The organism is bacterium, from assembly GCA_030647005.1.
Taxonomy (GTDB): domain Bacteria; phylum Patescibacteriota; class Patescibacteriia; order JACPHY01; family JACPHY01; genus JAUSKG01.
This window is the reverse complement of sequence record JAUSKG010000033.1, coordinates 1-16,462: the sequence shown is the minus strand read 5'-3', so window position 1 is coordinate 16,462 and position 16,462 is coordinate 1. Positions and strand designations below refer to the sequence as shown.

At 62.6% G+C, this 16,462-nt stretch carries 15 protein-coding genes and 1 pseudogene; 15 read left to right on the top strand and 1 reads right to left on the bottom strand.

Features of this window, described 5'->3' with window-relative positions; all coding sequences use genetic code 11:
• Positions 1–17 precede the first annotated feature (17 nt).
• From Q7S96_04670 to Q7S96_04650, 5 genes are all read left to right on the top strand, one after another.
• Complete coding sequence (locus Q7S96_04670) at positions 18–1,148, top strand: glycosyltransferase family 2 protein (protein MDO8463529.1); 1,131 nt, start codon at positions 18–20, stop codon at positions 1,146–1,148.
• Positions 1,149–1,165: 17 nt separating this feature from the next.
• Positions 1,166–2,239, top strand: a complete 1,074-nt coding sequence (locus Q7S96_04665) for a glycosyltransferase (GenBank protein MDO8463528.1) — start codon at positions 1,166–1,168, stop codon at positions 2,237–2,239.
• Complete coding sequence (locus Q7S96_04660; GenBank protein MDO8463527.1) at positions 2,236–3,399, top strand: glycosyltransferase; 1,164 nt, start codon at positions 2,236–2,238, stop codon at positions 3,397–3,399. Before Q7S96_04665 ends, Q7S96_04660 begins: the two co-directional genes overlap by 4 nt.
• A 229-nt stretch (positions 3,400–3,628) precedes the next feature.
• Positions 3,629–4,303 (top strand): class I SAM-dependent methyltransferase, encoded by a 675-nt coding sequence (locus Q7S96_04655; GenBank protein MDO8463526.1) that lies wholly within the window; start codon positions 3,629–3,631, stop codon positions 4,301–4,303.
• Positions 4,304–4,543: 240 nt separating this feature from the next.
• The gene (locus Q7S96_04650; protein MDO8463525.1) at positions 4,544–5,671 is read left to right on the top strand and encodes a hypothetical protein; all 1,128 of its coding nucleotides are present in this window, start codon (positions 4,544–4,546) and stop codon (positions 5,669–5,671) included.
• A gap of 49 nt (positions 5,672–5,720) precedes the next feature.
• On the opposite strand, the gene Q7S96_04645 is transcribed toward Q7S96_04650, so the two are convergent.
• On the bottom strand, positions 5,721–7,715 hold the full coding sequence (locus Q7S96_04645) for a hypothetical protein (GenBank protein ID MDO8463524.1): 1,995 nt from the start codon (positions 7,713–7,715) through the stop codon (positions 5,721–5,723).
• 206 nt (positions 7,716–7,921) lie between these two features.
• Here Q7S96_04645 and Q7S96_04640 point away from each other — a divergent pair, with 206 nt between their 5' ends.
• The 10 genes and pseudogenes from Q7S96_04640 (at position 7,922) to Q7S96_04595 (ending at position 16,247) form a co-directional block, all read left to right on the top strand.
• Positions 7,922–8,485, top strand: coding sequence for a CDP-alcohol phosphatidyltransferase family protein (locus tag Q7S96_04640; GenBank protein MDO8463523.1), 564 nt, complete (start codon positions 7,922–7,924; stop codon positions 8,483–8,485).
• Entirely contained in the window at positions 8,475–10,178 is a 1,704-nt protein-coding gene (locus Q7S96_04635) for a hypothetical protein (GenBank protein MDO8463522.1), read from the top strand. Before Q7S96_04640 ends, Q7S96_04635 begins: the two co-directional genes overlap by 11 nt.
• Before the next feature lie 4 nt (positions 10,179–10,182).
• Entirely contained in the window at positions 10,183–10,773 is a 591-nt protein-coding gene (locus tag Q7S96_04630; protein MDO8463521.1) for a hypothetical protein, read from the top strand.
• Between the two features lie 59 nt (positions 10,774–10,832).
• Entirely contained in the window at positions 10,833–11,192 is a 360-nt protein-coding gene (locus Q7S96_04625) for a hypothetical protein (protein MDO8463520.1), read from the top strand.
• Positions 11,193–11,230: 38 nt separating this feature from the next.
• On the top strand, positions 11,231–12,256 hold the full coding sequence (gene rfbB / locus Q7S96_04620) for a dTDP-glucose 4,6-dehydratase (protein MDO8463519.1): 1,026 nt from the start codon (positions 11,231–11,233) through the stop codon (positions 12,254–12,256).
• 70 nt (positions 12,257–12,326) lie between these two features.
• The gene (locus Q7S96_04615; protein ID MDO8463518.1) at positions 12,327–13,184 is read left to right on the top strand and encodes a glycosyltransferase family 2 protein; all 858 of its coding nucleotides are present in this window, start codon (positions 12,327–12,329) and stop codon (positions 13,182–13,184) included.
• Positions 13,172–14,161 (top strand): glycosyltransferase family 2 protein, encoded by a 990-nt coding sequence (locus tag Q7S96_04610; GenBank protein ID MDO8463517.1) that lies wholly within the window; start codon positions 13,172–13,174, stop codon positions 14,159–14,161. The genes Q7S96_04615 and Q7S96_04610 overlap by 13 nt, the downstream gene beginning before the upstream one ends.
• A 5-nt stretch (positions 14,162–14,166) precedes the next feature.
• Positions 14,167–15,012 carry a glycosyltransferase gene (locus Q7S96_04605; protein ID MDO8463516.1) on the top strand — a complete coding sequence of 282 codons (846 nt, stop codon included), beginning with the start codon at positions 14,167–14,169 and terminating at the stop codon, positions 15,010–15,012.
• A 14-nt stretch (positions 15,013–15,026) separates the two neighbouring features.
• Positions 15,027–15,413: pseudogene (locus tag Q7S96_04600) on the top strand (GxxExxY protein).
• 45 nt (positions 15,414–15,458) lie between these two features.
• Positions 15,459–16,247 carry a sugar phosphate nucleotidyltransferase gene (locus Q7S96_04595; GenBank protein MDO8463515.1) on the top strand — a complete coding sequence of 263 codons (789 nt, stop codon included), beginning with the start codon at positions 15,459–15,461 and terminating at the stop codon, positions 16,245–16,247.
• Positions 16,248–16,462: the final 215 nt, after the last annotated feature.

The following is a 16,462-nucleotide window of genomic DNA, read 5'->3' as shown; positions in this document are numbered from 1 at the left end:
AGGTGGAATGCACCTGCATGATTGCCGTCATTATTCTCTCCTACCACGCGCCGGCAGACCTTCGTCGGTGCCTCGAGAGCGTCCTCCGAACGGAGTTTCCGTCGGAGCGGTTTCGCATTGTCGTCGTGGACAATGCCGCGACGGCGGAGACGGCGGCGGTGCTCCAGGAGTACGTCGGGAGGATAGACGTGCTCCCGCAGCGAGCGAACACCGGGTACGCCGGCGGCATGAACATCGGCATTCGCCACGCGCGCGACCTCGGCGCGAAGTTCGTGACGGTGCTCAACCAGGATACCGAGGTTGATCCGAATTGGCTCCGGCACCTCGTCATGGCCATGGAGTCCGATCCCGCGATCGGCGCGGTGCAGGCGCGCATCATGTATGGCGAGCCGGTGGATGAACGGAAGCGCTGGCAGACCGATGCGGGGCTCGTGCAGAGCGTGGGCAATGCTATCCATCCACTTGGGTTTGGGTCGTTCGGGTTCGCGGTGGGTGCGCAGCGCGCGTGCTGGAGCGACGTGCGTCGCACGCTGCGCGGGTATCCTTGTCCCGAGGTGACGTACCCTTCCGGTGCTGCGGTGATGTACCGCATGACCGCGCTCTCCCGCGTGGGGTTTGCACAGGACGATGCGGGAGATGTGCAGTTCTTCGATGAGGCGTATTTCCTCTACCACGAGGATACCGATCTCGGCGTGCGTCTGTGGCTCTGCGGTTTTCGGTGTGTGCTCGCGCCGCAGAGCGTCGTCGTGCATCACTACGATTTCGGGCGGAGCACCGCGAAGATGTTCTACATGGAGCGCAATCGTATTCGTTTTTTGCTCGAGAATTTCCGCGTCCTCACGCTCCTTGTTCTTGCGCCGGCACTCTGTGCGAGCGAGGTTGCGCTCTTTGTGTTCGCGTGGCGCGGCGGGTGGGGTGCGGAGAAGGTGCGCGCGTGGCGTGATCTCCTGCGACCGGCAACGTGGCGATCGGTGCTGCGCCACCGCGCTGCGAAGCAGGCGGCACGTCGTATGCCCGATCGCGTGGTGACGAGGCGGTTCATCGCGCGGTTCGCAAATCCCGAAGTACGCAACGCGCTCGTCGAACGGGCCATTGACCCGATCGTCGCATGCTGGTGGCGCGCGGTGCGCCCGCTCATCGTCTGGTAGCGGCTTGGAGTTCGCCTATGCGCATCACGCACGTCGTCTCAACCTACCCGCCGTACCGTGGCGGAATGGGGAATGTTGCGCACGAGCTCGTCTCGCGCACGGCGGCGCGTGGCGTTGATGTCCACGTCATCACTCCCGCGTCCGTCTCGTGGAAGGTGCGTCTCGGGAACGCCGCGTGGTGCCCCGCGATGGGGCGACAGCTCGCGGACACTGACATCGTGCACTTCCACTGGCCGTTCATCGGTGGGCTCGCGCCGGTGCTCCGGTGGAAGCTGCGCGATCCCAAGAGGCGGCTCGTGGTGCAGTATCATATGGATCTCATCGGTCGCGGGCGGCGCGGCGTGCTCTTCAGCGTGTACGAGTGCGTGGCGTTGATGCGCCTCTTCGCGCACGCCGATCGCATTGTTTGCTCATCTGATGATTACGCGTGGTACGGCACGCTCGGACCTTTGTGGAACACGATTGCCGATCGCGGTGCGGTGATTCCGCTTGGGGTGGACGCGGAACGGTTTGCGCCGAGCGTGTCACTCGCGGTGCGCCACTCGACACTCGAAACGCTTTTCGTCGGTGGTCTCGATACGGCACACGCGTTCAAGGGTGTGCATGTGCTCCTGCAGGCAATCGCGCAGACGGACAATGTGTCGCTCCGCATCGTTGGCGATGGTAATCTCCGTACGCAGTACGAAGCGCAGGCGCGCGCACTCGGCGTTGCAGATCGGGTAGTATTCCTTGGTGCGGTTTCGGATGAGGAACTCCCCGAGGTCTACCGACGTGCGGATGCGCTCGTCTTCCCCTCCACGTCGCAGTCCGAGGCGTTCGGGCTCGTCGCCCTCGAGGCCATGGCGTGCGGGAAGCCCGTCATCGCATCAAATCTCCCGGGCGTCCGCACGGTCGTTCGTGATGGAGAGACCGGCCGCATCGTTCCATCGAACGATATTGCAGCGCTCGCGCAAGCCATCGGTTGGTTGCGCGACCATCCGGATCACCGTATCGTATGGGGCGCAGCGGGTCGGCGGGCGGTGGAGGAGCACTACGCGTGGGCGCGCGTCGTGGCGGAGTGGATGGTACTGTACAAGCAGCTTGCCCTATGAATGTACTCATGCTCACGAATCGCGCCGGTGCGGATGCACGCGGCGGTGCGGAGCGCATCGTCGCGCAGTTGGCAGTGGCGCTCGAAGAGCGCGGTCACACGGTGACGGTGCGCGCGCGAACCACGTCCGGCTTCGCATCGCTCCACCGCATGCCGACAGTCGTCCGCGTACTCTGGCACGCGATGGACGTATGGAACATCGCGGCGGCGTGGTCGCTCGCGCGAGCGATCCGGAGGATCGCACCCGACGTCATCCACACGCACAACCTCGTGGGGTGCGGCGGGTTCACACCGCGTGTCATTCGGCGCAGCGGCGTGCGGTGGGTGCACACACTCCACGACGTGCAGCTCATCACGCCGTCCGGCCTCCTCGATCGCCATGGGCAGCCGTACACCGCGATCGAGCGATCGCGCGCGGGACGGTGGTTCCGTGCGTTGCGACGGAGGCGCTTCGGGAGTCCCGATGTCGTGACATCGCCGACGCAGTGGCTGCTCGCGCTCCACCGTGATCTCGGATTTTTTCCGGAGAGCCAGAGCACCGTCATTGGGAATCCGGTCTCTGACAGCTCGGAGCCGCTGGTGGCGCACGCGCGCGATCGCGCGGTACGCACGCTCCTTTTCGTGGGGCAGGTGGAGGGGCACAAGGGGGTCGTGCTGCTCCTCGAGGCATTCCGGCAGCTCGTCGCACTGTTTCCCGACGTTGCACTCCACGTGGTTGGGGATGGATCGGTACTCCCGCTCCTCAAGCACGCGAGCCGATCCATGCGGAACGTCGTCCTCCGCGGACGGCTTGATGCCGCGGCGGTGCGGCGTGCCATCGCGCACGTTGATGTCGTCGTTGTGCCATCGGTCTGCGCGGAGAACCAGCCGGGTGTCATCCTCGAGGCATTCGCCACAGGTATTCCGGTCGTCGCGAGCAATGTCGGCGGCATTTCGGAGCTCGTCGAGGATGGTGTCCATGGGTGGCTCATTGACCCCGGGAGCGTGGATGAGCTCATACGGGCACTGCGCCACTGCATCGAGGCACCACAAGCAGTTCGCGCGATGCGCGAGGCGTGCGTGGAGCGGGCAGGGGAGCACCGCATTGCAGTCATTGCACAAATGTTCGATGCGGTGTATACTCATGCAGAAGGCAACGATATGCCATCGCGCTATCGCTGACGTCCATCCGTATGCGGAATACGGCGGAATTCTGTACAGGGACCTCTGCCAAACCATGCATTGTTGTCATTGCGAGGAGTCCTCGACGTGGCAATCCCGGTCATCAGCGCACCGATCCGACAACAACAGTTTGCGTATCCGCCCTATGATGACCGGGATTGCCGCGTCACTCGCGGACTCGTTCCTCGCAATGACAGGGTTATGATTTTTTCAGAAATTCTTACGCGCTATGCGTCCAGTCATTGGGCTCAATCCCTGGGACCGATTCGCGAAAGAGGACCCAATGTTCTACATCGCTACGCGCCGGAAGGCGCAGTGGCGGGAGGAGGATGCGTTCTGGGCATCGGGCGAACAGACGACCGCGTTCATCTGGGACGCGGTGGCACCGCACGTGCGCGGGAATCGGCTCGCGATTGAGCTCGGGTGCGGGATTGGGCGGCTCGCCGTCCCGATGTCCAAGAAGTTCATCCGCCTGAAGGTGGTGGACGTTTCGCCGTACATGCTCGAGAAGCTCCAGCAGCGTTGCCAGCAGTTTGGGGTGGGGAATATGTCGTGCCATCTCTCGACTACCGTATGGTACGAGGAACCCGCGGATTTCATCTACTCCGCGCTCATGCTCCAGCACCTCGAGCGGTTCGATGACGTGGAGGAGTACATCCGGAAGATCGCGCAATGCCTCTCCGGCGTTGCGTTTTTGCAGTTTGATACGCGACCGCGCAACATGTTCGTCGCAGCGCGTCGCGCAGTGCCGGATGTGTTCCTCCCACGGACGCAGCGTCGGGGTATCCGCCGTCACCGCCGCGACCCCCACGCCATCCGCGCGATCTTCCGGCGCTACGGCTTCCGCATCATCGAGGAGCGCGATCCGGGAACGGCACTCCATGCGTTCGTCGTCACGCGGTGAGTGGGACGAGGTGACATACTCCAAAAGAGAAGTACCTATCTTGACCGTATGATGTCCGTGTGCTAGGTTGAGAGCAACTTGGGGATTTGCTTGTTTTTCCCAACGGTTTTGAGGGCAGCGCGGCGCGGACGGATGACGATCGGTCCTGACGCGCTGTTCTTACAATGAAGCGGCAGGTCTGTTGGACGTATGCGGTGCCAACGGGCCGGTCGGAACAGCAGAAGGAAGGAGGCAGGTCACATGGCTGGTCCCGATCCTGATCAAGTAGCGGAGTTCTTTCGTCGGTCGCGGCGTGTGGGATTTACTCCCGGCGCGTTTCGTCGTCTCCTCGGGGACGATACGTTGATGGAGTGGTGGATCGCGGTGCTCAACGAACGGCTCGGCACGGGCCAAGGGCTCGCGGTGAGTGACGATGAAGTACCTCGTGCCTCGACGGGTGCGCCTATCCGCACGGAAGTCCGGTTGTGTACGGACGGTCGAAAGCTCGATGGAACAGTGCCCGTTTTCAATCTCTACGACGGATCCGTACGCTGTCGTATCGTTCGAGAGCCACCCGAATGGCTGGTGACGTTCGCCGGACGGGAAGATGCAGCATACGTTGACCTTGCGGTCGGAGAGGCGTGTATGCTGCAACTCTCGCACATCGGCAACGCGGTGCCGCGGGAGACATCGCTTGCGCTGACGCTCTCCTTTGCGGGTGGAAGCGGCGGGGAGCGCGTTCGGGAAGAACGAATCGTTGAAGTTGCACTGCAGGTGCACTTTGACGCGCGGGCGTGGTTGGAGCGTTTCCAGTCGGCATTCAGTGACGCATGTGTGAAGGCCAAACGCGTAGGCAACGTTGATCCGCAGAGTGTTGCAGATGCGGTACGGTCTGCCCTCGCCCGTTTTCTATCGCACGATCATGTGGTGCGACGAGGACATTCCGATCTTCCCTGGTTGCCTGATCGGGAGTTCATTGCTGGGGTTGTGGCCATTCTCAACGAGCAGTATTTACAGTCCATGGGCCTTACGTTGTACCGGCTGTGCGTGAAGCGCGGGAGCACATTGCGGATGCCCGATGATGTGCCGGCTCGTTTCGGGCACGATGCGGTGTATCGCGTTGCGGTAGCCATGGCGACTGAGCTGACCCACTGGTCTGACTCCCCTGTGCGTTTGCAAGCCCCCGAGCTCAATGCACTGTATGCGGACCTCAAGCATCGTGGCACCGAGATGGAGGTTGTTGAGCGTTCGCTCGCAGGCACCCGTCATCATCGAGGGTTCCTTTCGGTAGACGCAAATCAAGATGAGGCGTTGCAGGTGCTCTGGATCTCCGAGATTGGCATCAGCCAAGCGGAAGAATGTACGCCCGCGATGGGGTACCTGTACTGAGGCCGTAGAAGACCCCCACCGTGAGAACGGATGGGGGTCTTTCATTTGGTTATGGGTTCGCATCGAAGCGGAACACGCGGAGGTGGAAGAATGCTGGTGCGCGGTTAGGCGTTTGGGGGTTGATCTCTCCGTCGGCAATCGCAACCGTTGCCTCGACGAGGTTCGTGTAGTTCGTCCAGTAGTCGTGGAGGACGATGTAGGCGCGGGTGGCGTTGACGAGGGACATCGCGGCGTGAATGGGTGCAGGGTCTGGTGTCACGGCGGTGACGTAGTTCCAGAACTCGCGGGCGATGGGGCCGCCTGCGGGGAGGGGGAAGGCGAGGACTTCGCGACCATCGTCCAGGATGTGCGCGGGGCGGAAGCCGAGTTCGCGGATTGCGGCAGCACCGAGCATTTGGTTGGCGAGGACGACGTAGGGTTCATTGCCGGCGTCGTTCGCGATCGCGTGGACGGCGGCGATATCATCGGCAGAGACGCTCCAGAGGCCGGAGCGCGCTTGTGCATCATTGCGTGGGTAGGCGAGGAGGAGGGTGAGCGTGGCGAGCGTTGCGAGCCCCACGGTCCACGCCGCGCGCAGCGACAGCGTGCGCGAGCGAACAACAATGGTGTGCAGGACAGTGCCCGCGAGCGGGACCGCGAGGAGCGCGGCGAGCTGGAGGAGGCGGAGCGGGAAGTCCGTCTGCTCTTCTGCGAGCTGCGTGGGGATGGAGACGGTGAGGAAGACGGCGAGTGCTGCGCCGAGGGCGACGCACGGCGGGAGAATCATGGAGACGCGTGAACGTGGGGCAAGCCGCCACCCGATGATCGCGAGGGCGATCCAGAGGAGGGGGAGCGCGATGCGAGCGATTGCGAGCGCGTCGGCGGTGGCGAAGTCCGCGGCGTGGAAGGTGAGGGTGTTGTGGATTGCAGGTACAAGATTGCGGAGCGGGTCCAGCGAGAAGGCGACGTGGAGATCAAGTTGCGGGACGATGCGCGTGGTGAGTGCGAACGCGATGGGGAGTGCGAAAATGCCGCCGAGTGCAGCGAGCGTGCCAAGGATGCGCTGGCGATGTCGAAAGAGGATGAGCGCGATAACGCTCGCGATGATTGGGATCCCACTCAGAGGGTTGGCAAGGAAGGAGGCGAGCGCAGCGATGAGGGAAATGGCAGTGTCATTGCGAGTCCCGACGCTTTGGTTGGGGCGAAGCAATCCCGGGAATGGCCGAGATTGCCGCGTCGCTCGAGGCCTCGCTCCTCGCAATGACAGCACTGCCGCGAGGCCAAAGACAAAGCTCAGTGCCTGCGGGGTACTCACGGCGAGCGGGAGGAATGGGACGACGAGGAGCGCGAGGACGCCACCGCGGGGCAATGTGCGGTGCGCGAGCGGAACGAGGATGACCACCGTGAGGAGCGGAACGAGGAGGCGATCCGCGAGCGCGAGCGGGATACCCAGCGTCGCGATGAGCGTCGCGAGGCCGTAGTGGGCACTGTAGAAGAACGGAGGCGGCGCGAGCGCGCCGGTGTCGAGAATGATGCGCTGTGCCGCGACGTGGAGGAAGTGATCAAACCCAAAGCCGAGTGGGTACACGAGGATGGCGACGAGTGCGGTGATGCCAAGCGCGAGCGCGACGCCGATAGCACCAATGCGCGGATGCGTCCATCCCGCGAAAAGTGCCGCTCCAACGAGGATCGCATAGAGGACGAAGAAGGCATCGGGAACCTGCGACCACGGAGAGCGAATGGGTGCCGTGGTACCGGAGACAACGAGGACGATGATCGCGGCGAGCGCGAGCATCGTTATGCCGAAGAGGAGGATGATGGAGCGTCGCGGAGCGTCTGTCTGTGCATGCCGAATCCACCCCCTCCAGCTCCGACGTTGCGAGATGGAAGCAAGCCGGAGTCCCGAACTGGCTTCGGGACTCCCCCTCAAGATGAGGGTGAGAGTCATGATGGCAGCTCCCGCGAGCACGAGGATGCGCACGGGCATCGCAAACCACCCGAGGAGTACGAGGATCCCTGACAGGATGGCCGTTCCTGCTACAATGGTGATGAGGCGTTCGAGCATCTGCTTCCATCCTACCTGATCAGCGACGCAACGGGTGACTGTAGAACGTGTATGTCATTTCGACCGTAGGGAGAAATCTCACCCGCTTCAATACCTTGAAACGTGTGAGATTTCTCCTCGCGGACTCGTCGAAATGACATGGAGGCGGGGTTTTGTAGATGTTCTGGCAATGGCTTCATCTGCGTCATCTGCGCAGTGATCTCCCTATGAATCTCCAACCCTTCTTCGACCGGCTCCTCGCGCGGACGGTGCTCGTGTTCATTCCGCGTCAGGTCACGCCCAATCAAGTGACGGTGTTCCGCTTTGCGGCAACGCCGCTCGTGCTCTACCTTATCCTCATCGGTGAGTACCGCTGGGGACTCATTGCGTTCGCAATCGTCGCGTTCTCCGATGCGGTGGATGGCGCGCTTGCACGGACGCGCAACCAGGTGACGCAGTGGGGTGCGATTTACGATCCTCTCGCGGATAAGCTCCTCATCGCGAGCATGGTGCTCGGTGTCGTCGTGCGCGAGCTCAATCCCATCCTCGGGTTGACCATCGTCCTCATCGAGGCCGTCATCCTCGGCCTCGCGTGGTACGGTCACTCGCATGGGCGGTCCGTGCACGCGAATCGCTGGGGGAAGCTCAAGATGAGCTTCGAGGTGCTCGGGGTCACCGTGCTGCTCCTCGGTCTCGCGTTCGGCATTCCGGCGACGATTCCGATCTCCCAAGCGACGTTCGTCGTCGCGATCCTCTTCGCGCTCATCTCGCTCATCACCTATGGAATCTAGCGGGGGGGAGTGGGGGAGTCGTGCGATGCTCATCGCCATTGCGATCCTCGTGACGCTTGGCACGTCCGTGCTCTCGTGGGACAACCTCCGAAGCGGAGACCTCGCACCGCGCTTTCACTGGCCGGATGAGACGACGAATGCGTATGTTGCGGAGCGGGTGGCGCGGGGGGAGTCGCTCGTGGTTGACGAGCCGCGCAATGTGAAGGCGGGAAACCTCATCCATCCGCGGACGGCGAATGTGCGTGCGGACGGAGCGATGGTCCCCGGTGCGTACCTCGGGTTGCCGCTGTGGTATGGGTTGCTCGGTCGCGTGTTTGGTGCGCGCGCGATGCTGTTTTTCACGCCGCTGCTTGCGGGGTTGGGGTTGCTGGCGTTCGCGCGTATCGTCAGGGTGTTGTGGGACTTTCGCACTGCACTCATCGCGACACTCCTCCTCGCGTTTCATGGGACGCTCTGGATGTTCACGGCGACGGCGTTTTTGCCGAACGTGCCGTTCGTGGTGTTGTTGCTTTTGGCATTTGCGGTGCTCGTCGGGCACCCCCCCCAACTCCCCCTCTGGAAGAGGGGGAGGGTAGTAAGGAATCCCCCCGCTCATCTTGAGGGGGGGCGAGGGGGGGTGGGGGGTTGGCTGCTCGGCGGTTTGCTTATTGGCATTGCACTGACGATGCGGACGCATGAGATCGTTTGGGTAGCTGCACTTGGAATCGTGCTCGCATGGCGACAGCGCGCGTCGTGGCGGCAGATGGGAGCGGCGGCACTCGGGATCGTGCTGCCGTTCGTTCCTGTGCTCGCCCTCAATGCGCAGCTCTACGGGTCGCCGTTCACCACCGGCTACGCGCTCCTCCACGAGAGTGGCGCGCTGCCGACGGAGTTCGTGCAGTCGGGTGGTATTCTCCGCGCGTTCGTCGCGCCGTTCGGATGGGATTTCGCCTCCGCGTTTCGGCGGTTTTGGGAGTATATGGTGGTGCCGTACTGGTGGTTCATGGCACTCGCGGGTGTTGGGGTTGTTCGATCAGTGATTGGGGCTGGTGAGATTTCTCGCTTCGCTCGAAATGACACAGGGGAGATCCGAAATGACAGAGGAGAGAGGAGCGTAGCGATACGAGGGAATGGCGCGTACGTCGTCATGGGTACGCTTGTCATCGTCGCTTGGCTCATTCTGTTCTACGGGTCCTGGACGATTGCGGACCCGCTCGTGCGAGCAACAAATGTGCTCACCATTTCCTACGCGCGCTACTGGCTGCCGATCATTGTGCTCCTCGCGCCGTTCGCCGCTAGTGGATTCCTCGCGCTCCTCGCGCGCGCTTCCCGCATGCGGCTCCCCATCGCTGCGCTCGTGTTCCTCGCCATTGCAAGTACGTCTGGTCGGAAGATCATTGCCGATCCACTCGAGGGTCTCGTGCGACAGCGTCAGGCACTCGCAGAGCATCGCGAGCGTGCACGCGCGGTCATCGCGGCAACGCCCGACGATGCGGTCATCCTCTCGCACCGTATGGACAAGGTCTTCTTCCCCGAGCGCGCGGTCGTGCACGCGCAGGACGCGCCCGATGCGGATTTCATGCGGCGCGTGGGACTCCTCCTCGAAAGCGCGCCCGTGTACTGGTACGCTCCAGGGGTGGTCGAGGTTCCATTTCCGCTGACGGCGGTTGCACCAATGCCGTTCGGTGAGACCCTTTACCGCGTGGGAGATTGACCCTATGACGATCTCGCGACAAACGATTCGTTTCGCTCTCTGGGCCTGCGCGGGGCTCTTCCTCGTGCTCCTCGCGGCGCGTGACGTGCAGCTCGATCGGAAGTTCGAGGCGCACGCCGATAGTGTCGAAAACCGATCAACACCGTCTGTGACCTCGTTTGGCCCGCCGCCGCGTGTTGCGCTCACGCCTGCAACATCCGGCGTGCTCCTCATCGGCGAACCCGTGTATGCGGATGTACGGCTTCCGCGGTGGTTCGAACGTGTCACGCTCACCCTTCGGTACGATAACGACCACGGTGTCCCGTTCCGCGTGGGGGTGCGCACGCATCCGGAGCTGTGGCAGTTTGACGTGAAGACGGTGGATGGTGGCGTGGTGAATGGTGCGGAACTCGTCGTGCACCCCGACGTCCTGCGCGAGATGGATGGCACGGTACGGATTCCCTTCACGCTTGAACGTTCGTGGCAGGTGGAGCGCAACGTCTACCGTTTTATTTTCTCTGCGCCGGGCATCTCCGCGGAGCGACCGATAGTGATTCGTGACCTGACGGTGACGGCGGAACGTGATGCGATGTGCTTCATGGGTGTGTGTCTATGAGTACAAAGAAGGAACGTGTGAGATTTCTCCACTCCGCGCGCGGACGCGCTTCGGTCGAAATGACGGAAGGAGGGAATGCCAAGAGGTGGATGGTGCGGGAAGTGCTCCTCGTCCTCCTCGTACTCTACCCGCTCCTCCTCCTGCTCGATGATCTCGAGCCCGGGTTCGTGCGCAGTGTTATCAATCCGCACGCATTCTTGCTCGCGCTCATCGCAGTGGCTATGATCGCTCCACAGGATGCCACACACGCCGCTCCATCGAGCGCGTGGGCGTGGCTCGGCGGAGCGTTTCTCGCCGCGCTCGTCGTGGGAGGGTGGTCCTTCTGGACATTGGGCGGCGGAACGCTCGCCGCGGTCGTCGCACTCCTCGCCGCGGTTGCGGTTGGTACGGTGTTCACTACGCTGCGTGAAGATGTATGATCTGTGCATCATCTGCGCGATCTGCGCACTGATCTCCTATGCGACTCCTCGTCACCGGCGGTGCCGGATTCATCGGCTCGAACTTCATCCGCGCGACGCTCGAACGGTACGCAGATGTGACGATCGTGAACTACGACGCGCTCACCTACGCCGCGCATCCTGATGCGCTCGCGGACGTCGCGGAGCGATTTGGACCGCGGTATGCCTTCGAGCGGGGCGATATCACGGACAGCGTGCGACTTCTCAATGTCGCGCGGACGCACCGCATTGAGGCGGTGATGAACTTTGCGGCGGAGACGCACGTCGATCGCTCGATCCACGTCGGAGCCCGTGCGTTCGTGGAGACGAACGTGCTGGGGACATGCACGCTCCTCGATGTTGTACGGCAGCTCGATATCGCGCGATTCGTCCAGGTCTCCACTGATGAGGTCTTTGGTGCGCTCGACCTTGACGATGCGGCACCGTTTACCGAGGAGACGGCATTCGCACCGAACTCTCCGTACGCCGCGGCGAAGGCGGGTGGCGATCTCCTCTGTCGCGCGTACGCGCGAACGCACGGGACACCGGTCATCGTCACACACTGCTCGAATAACTACGGCCCGTACCAGTTTCCGGAGAAGCTCATCCCGTTCGTCATCTTCCGCGCGCTCGCGGGGCAGCCGGTGCCCATCTACGGCGACGGGAAGAACGTGCGCGATTGGATTCATGTGGACGATCACGCCTCTGCGCTCCATCGCGTGCTCCACGAGGGGAGCACGGGTGAGACGTACGGCATCGGCACGAACAACGAGCGGAGCAACCTCGAGGTCGTGGGCGCGATCCTCGACATCCTCGGCAGGCCGCGTTCGCTCATGGAGTTTGTCGCGGATCGCCCCGGACACGATCGGCGGTACGCGATTGACGCGACGAAGATGCAGCAGCTCGGGTGGGCACCGCTGTACACGCGCGAGCGTTTCGCGGACGGGCTCGAGCGCACCGTGCGTTGGTACCAAGAGCACCGCGACTGGGTGGAGCGCCTGCGCACGCGGGTAGGCGAGGTCAACGCGCACCTCCAGGGAGCGTAGGGGTGGCGCCATCCGGAAGGCGGGACGGCGCCTTTTTCATTCCACGGCGATGCGCTAGGATAGAGGCGGTATGGATCTCCGCATTGTCATCGTCTCCTGGAACGTCCGCGAGCGGCTGCGGGTGTGCCTGCGCTCCATTGTGGAACATGCGGGAGGTATTGCGTTGGATACGGTTGTCGTGGATAACGCATCCGCCGACGGGACCGTGGACATGGTGCGTGCAGAGTTCCCGTGGGTGCGAGTCATTGCGAATGGGGAGAATCGCGGGTTCGCCGTAGGATGCAATCAGGGCATCGGAGCTGCAAGCGAGTCGGAATCGGAGTACGTCCTGCTCCTCAATCCGGATATGCGTGTGCTCGCGGGGACGCTGCCGGGGATTGTGGCGTTCATGCGGGAGCCGCGGAACGCGCGCGTGGGGATCGCGGGGTGTCACCTCGTTTCCGAGAAGGGTGCAACGATTCCGCACGTGCGGATGTTCCCGCAGCTCTCCGATCAGCTCGCGATCCTCGCGAAGCTTCCGCATGTTGTTCCGCGTGTGCTCGATCGCTACCTCGTGCGCGATTTCAACTACGCGCGTGAGGCGCATGTGGATTCCATCCGCGGGTCGTTCTTCTGTATTCGTCGTGCGATCATCGAGCAGCTCGGGGGTCTCGATGAGGAGTTCTTCCTCTGGTTCGAGGAGGTGGACTACTGCAAGCGCGCGACCGATGCCGGTTGGCAGGTCTCCTATACACCGAGCGTTCGATGTGTGGACTTCGTGGGACAGAGTTTCGCGCAGGTGCCCACTGCGGCAAAGCAGCGCATGTTCACGCGGAGCATGCTCACGTACTTCCGGAAGCACCACGCGCCGTGGAAGTCCCGCGTGCTCGGAGGTGCTCGTCCACTTGCGGTTGGCATCACCGCACTCCATGACGTATGGCATCGCTGACACTCCAACTCGTCACCTGGAACGGTGCGGCGTACCTGCCGCACCTCTTCGCGTCGCTCCGCGAGCAGACGATGCAGGGTTGGGATCTCGTCGTGGTGGACAACGGGTCCACCGATGCGACGGTGGCGACGCTGTCGCGCGAGTGCGCGCGCTGGCGTGCATCCGCCACACCAAAGGTGCAACACATCCGCAACGCGGAGAATCTCGGGTTTGCAGTGGGGCATCATCAGGCGTTCGCATGCTCCACGAGCGCATTCGTGCAGCTCATCAACCAGGATGTCGCCCTTGCACCGGATTACCTCGCGCGTTGCTTCGCTTTTTTCCAAACCCACCCCAACACCGCTGCGGTACAGGGCGCGCTTTGTCGGTGGGATTTCCCCACGCAGACGCGAACCGATGAGATTGACTCGCTCGGGCTCCTCGTGCGACGCAGCCGTCAGGTGGTCGAGCTGGGAGCGGGGGAGGAGTACGGCAGCGTGACGTTCGGCGAGGTTTTTGGGGTTTCCGGCGCGCTCCCGATGTACCGTCGCGCCGCGCTCCAAGCGGTGGCGCATGACGGTGAGGTGCTCGATGCATCTTTTTTCTCGTACAAGGAAGACGTGGACCTCGCGTACCGGCTGCGGAGCGCGGGGTGGCGCGCGTTCGTCATCCCCGCGGCGCGCGCGTGGCATGACCGCACCGCGGCTGCACACCGGAAGCGCCGTCATCGGAGCGCCATCGAGCGTCGGCTATCCTATCGGAATCACCTCCTCACGCTCGTGAAGAACGAGCACCGCGCCACGCTGCGCGCCGACGTGGTACCCATCCTCCTCCATGAAGCGCAGAAATTGTTCTACCTCGCGGCGACAGAGTGGGGGACGCTCCGCGCGCTCAGAGACCTCCCGCGCCTCGTGCCGGTGATGCTCGAGAAGCGTCGGAAGATCATGGAGCGATACTGCGTGGCACCGGAGGTGATCGGGCGGTGGTTCACCGCGTAGCGCGTATGCATGACCTTGTGACGATCACCGTGAACTACCGCATGGCCGCGAGCGTGGTCACCATGCTCCGGTCGCTCTACCGCGATGTCGCGGGGAGCGGACTCACCGTGCAGCCCGTCGTGGTGGACAACGCATCGGGCGACGGTATCGCAGAGACGATTGCACGGGAGTTCCGCGATATGCACCCGACGCCCATCGTCATTGCCGCGTCCGGCAACGGCGGGTTTGGGAGTGGGAATAACATCGCGCTACGGCAGTACGATGCGCGCTACTACTTCCTCATCAATCCCGATGTCGTCTTCCTCGCTGAGCAGCCGCAGGTGACGAAGCGATTGTACGATTTCCTCGAGGCGAACGAGGCGATTGGTATGGTCGCGCCGCAGCTCCAGCTCCCAAACGGTTCCATGCAGCGATCGTGCATGCGCTTCCCTTCATTCTTTGACCAGCCCATCCATCGGCTCGGGCTTCACCAGCGGTACCGCTGGGCGTTGCGCCGTGTGGATCGCATTCACATGGAGGATGTGGACCACACGAAGACGCGCCCCATTGATTGGGCCGTCTCCGCTGCAATGGTCATCCGAGGGAGTGCGCTGCGCGAGGTTGGTGGGTTCGATGAACGCTACTTCATGTACTTCGAGGACTGCGATCTCTGCCGGATGTTCTGGTCGCGCGGATGGCCGGTCTACTACAAGGGCGATGTCGTCGTGGAGCACGGCCACGGGCGGTCGTCTGCCCGCGTCCCGGGCCTCAAGTCGCTCGTCGTCAATCCGCTCACCCGCTCGCACCTCACGTCGCTCGTGCGGTACCAGGTGAAGTGGGGGTGGAGATCGCTGCGCAGATCACACAGATAACGCGCTGATACGCTATGGATGATTTCCCACAATTGGAGTTGACTCGTCAAACAATCGGTATTGCGTTTCGGGTGTACAACGCATTGGGATATGGGGTGCGTGAGCAGTATATCCATCGGGCATTATGCAAAGAGTTTGATGATGCAGGCATTGCGTATCAGCATGAAGTGGTGGTTCCATTGATATATCGGGGTGAACAGATAGGAAACTATCGTCTTGATTTTGTGCTCCGCAATGAGCTCGTTGTCGAGATAAAAGTTGTTCCTTTCATATAGCACATCCACAAGAAGCAGGTTCTCGAATATCTCCGTGCTACAGGGAAACAGCTTGCCTTACTCCTCTTCTTCACGCAGGATGGGATCAAGGCTAGACGTGTCATTCTCTCATCTCAGGATCGATAAGGTATCTGCGTCATCGGCGCGATCAGCGCAGTGATCTCCTATTCTATGCGAGGCGTCATCTTGGCCGGTGGGAAGGCGACGCGGCTCCGGCCGCTCACGTACGTGACGAACAAGCACCTCTTGCCGATTTACGATCGGCCGATGATCTACTACCCGCTCCAAGCCATGGCGCGTTCGGGGATCACGGAGGTGCTCCTCATTACGGGGCCGGAGCACGCGGGGGGGTTTCTCAATCTCCTGCGTTCCGGATCCCGGTTTGGCTTGCGTCTCCAGTACGACATCCAAGAGGAGGCGGGCGGGATCGCGCAGGCCATGGGCCTCGCGGAGCGGTTCGTGGATGGCGAGAAGATCATGATGTTGCTCGGCGACAACATCTTCACTGCAGACCTCCGTCCCTACCTCCAGCAATTCGTCCAGCGTCCGCAGGGCGCGATGGTGTTCGTCACGCGCGTGGAGGATCCGCGTCAGTGCGGTGTCGTGGAGCTCGACGCTTCCGGGCGCGTCGTGTCGATTGAGGAGAAGCCGCAACAGCCGAAGTCCAACCTCGCGCAGACCGGCATCTACTGCTACGACAGCCAGGTGTTCGATGTCATCCGCACGCTCGCCCCCTCGGGGCGCGGGGAACTCGAGGTGACCGACCTCAACATGTGGTACGTCCGGCAGGGTCTCCTCTCAGCTCCGGAACTCCCCGGGCTCTGGATTGATGCAGGCACGTCGCACGATGAGCTCCTCCGCGCAAACCAGCAGGTGGCGGCACTCTGTGCCAGCGGCGAACTCCTGCGGATCGGTGCAGTCAATCAGGAGCCGATCTCCGCGATCCTCCACGCGCACTGAAACGGCCGAGCACCCGCTCGGCCGTTTCACGTTGGAGCACGAGAATGCGGTATCATGAAGCATGAGAGGTGCCTCCCCGTAGCGGAGACCTTCAGGTCTCCATCTTTCCTCCCCGCCACCAACCCGCCTACCCCAACGCCCGGATGGAGGTCTAAAGACCTCCGCTACAATCCTCGGCGCTCACGCGCCAGCTGCGGAGAGAGAAGATCCATTAT

Excerpts from the sequence above, each read along its gene's own strand:
- Q7S96_04670 (MDO8463529.1), top strand. The coding sequence starts at position 18 with ATGATTGCCGTCATTATTCTCTCCTACCACGCGCCGGCAGACCTTCGT.
- Q7S96_04665 (MDO8463528.1), top strand. The coding sequence starts at position 1,166 with ATGCGCATCACGCACGTCGTCTCAACCTACCCGCCGTACCGTGGCGGA.
- Q7S96_04660 (MDO8463527.1), top strand. The coding sequence starts at position 2,236 with ATGAATGTACTCATGCTCACGAATCGCGCCGGTGCGGATGCACGCGGC.
- Q7S96_04655 (MDO8463526.1), top strand. The coding sequence starts at position 3,629 with ATGCGTCCAGTCATTGGGCTCAATCCCTGGGACCGATTCGCGAAAGAG.
- Q7S96_04650 (MDO8463525.1), top strand. The coding sequence starts at position 4,544 with ATGGCTGGTCCCGATCCTGATCAAGTAGCGGAGTTCTTTCGTCGGTCG.
- Q7S96_04645 (MDO8463524.1), bottom strand. The coding sequence starts at position 7,715 with ATGCTCGAACGCCTCATCACCATTGTAGCAGGAACGGCCATCCTGTCA.
- Q7S96_04640 (MDO8463523.1), top strand. The coding sequence starts at position 7,922 with ATGAATCTCCAACCCTTCTTCGACCGGCTCCTCGCGCGGACGGTGCTC.
- Q7S96_04635 (MDO8463522.1), top strand. The coding sequence starts at position 8,475 with ATGGAATCTAGCGGGGGGGAGTGGGGGAGTCGTGCGATGCTCATCGCC.
- Q7S96_04630 (MDO8463521.1), top strand. The coding sequence starts at position 10,183 with ATGACGATCTCGCGACAAACGATTCGTTTCGCTCTCTGGGCCTGCGCG.
- Q7S96_04625 (MDO8463520.1), top strand. The coding sequence starts at position 10,833 with ATGACGGAAGGAGGGAATGCCAAGAGGTGGATGGTGCGGGAAGTGCTC.
- rfbB (MDO8463519.1), top strand. The coding sequence starts at position 11,231 with ATGCGACTCCTCGTCACCGGCGGTGCCGGATTCATCGGCTCGAACTTC.
- Q7S96_04615 (MDO8463518.1), top strand. The coding sequence starts at position 12,327 with ATGGATCTCCGCATTGTCATCGTCTCCTGGAACGTCCGCGAGCGGCTG.
- Q7S96_04610 (MDO8463517.1), top strand. The coding sequence starts at position 13,172 with ATGGCATCGCTGACACTCCAACTCGTCACCTGGAACGGTGCGGCGTAC.
- Q7S96_04605 (MDO8463516.1), top strand. The coding sequence starts at position 14,167 with ATGCATGACCTTGTGACGATCACCGTGAACTACCGCATGGCCGCGAGC.
- Q7S96_04595 (MDO8463515.1), top strand. The coding sequence starts at position 15,459 with ATGCGAGGCGTCATCTTGGCCGGTGGGAAGGCGACGCGGCTCCGGCCG.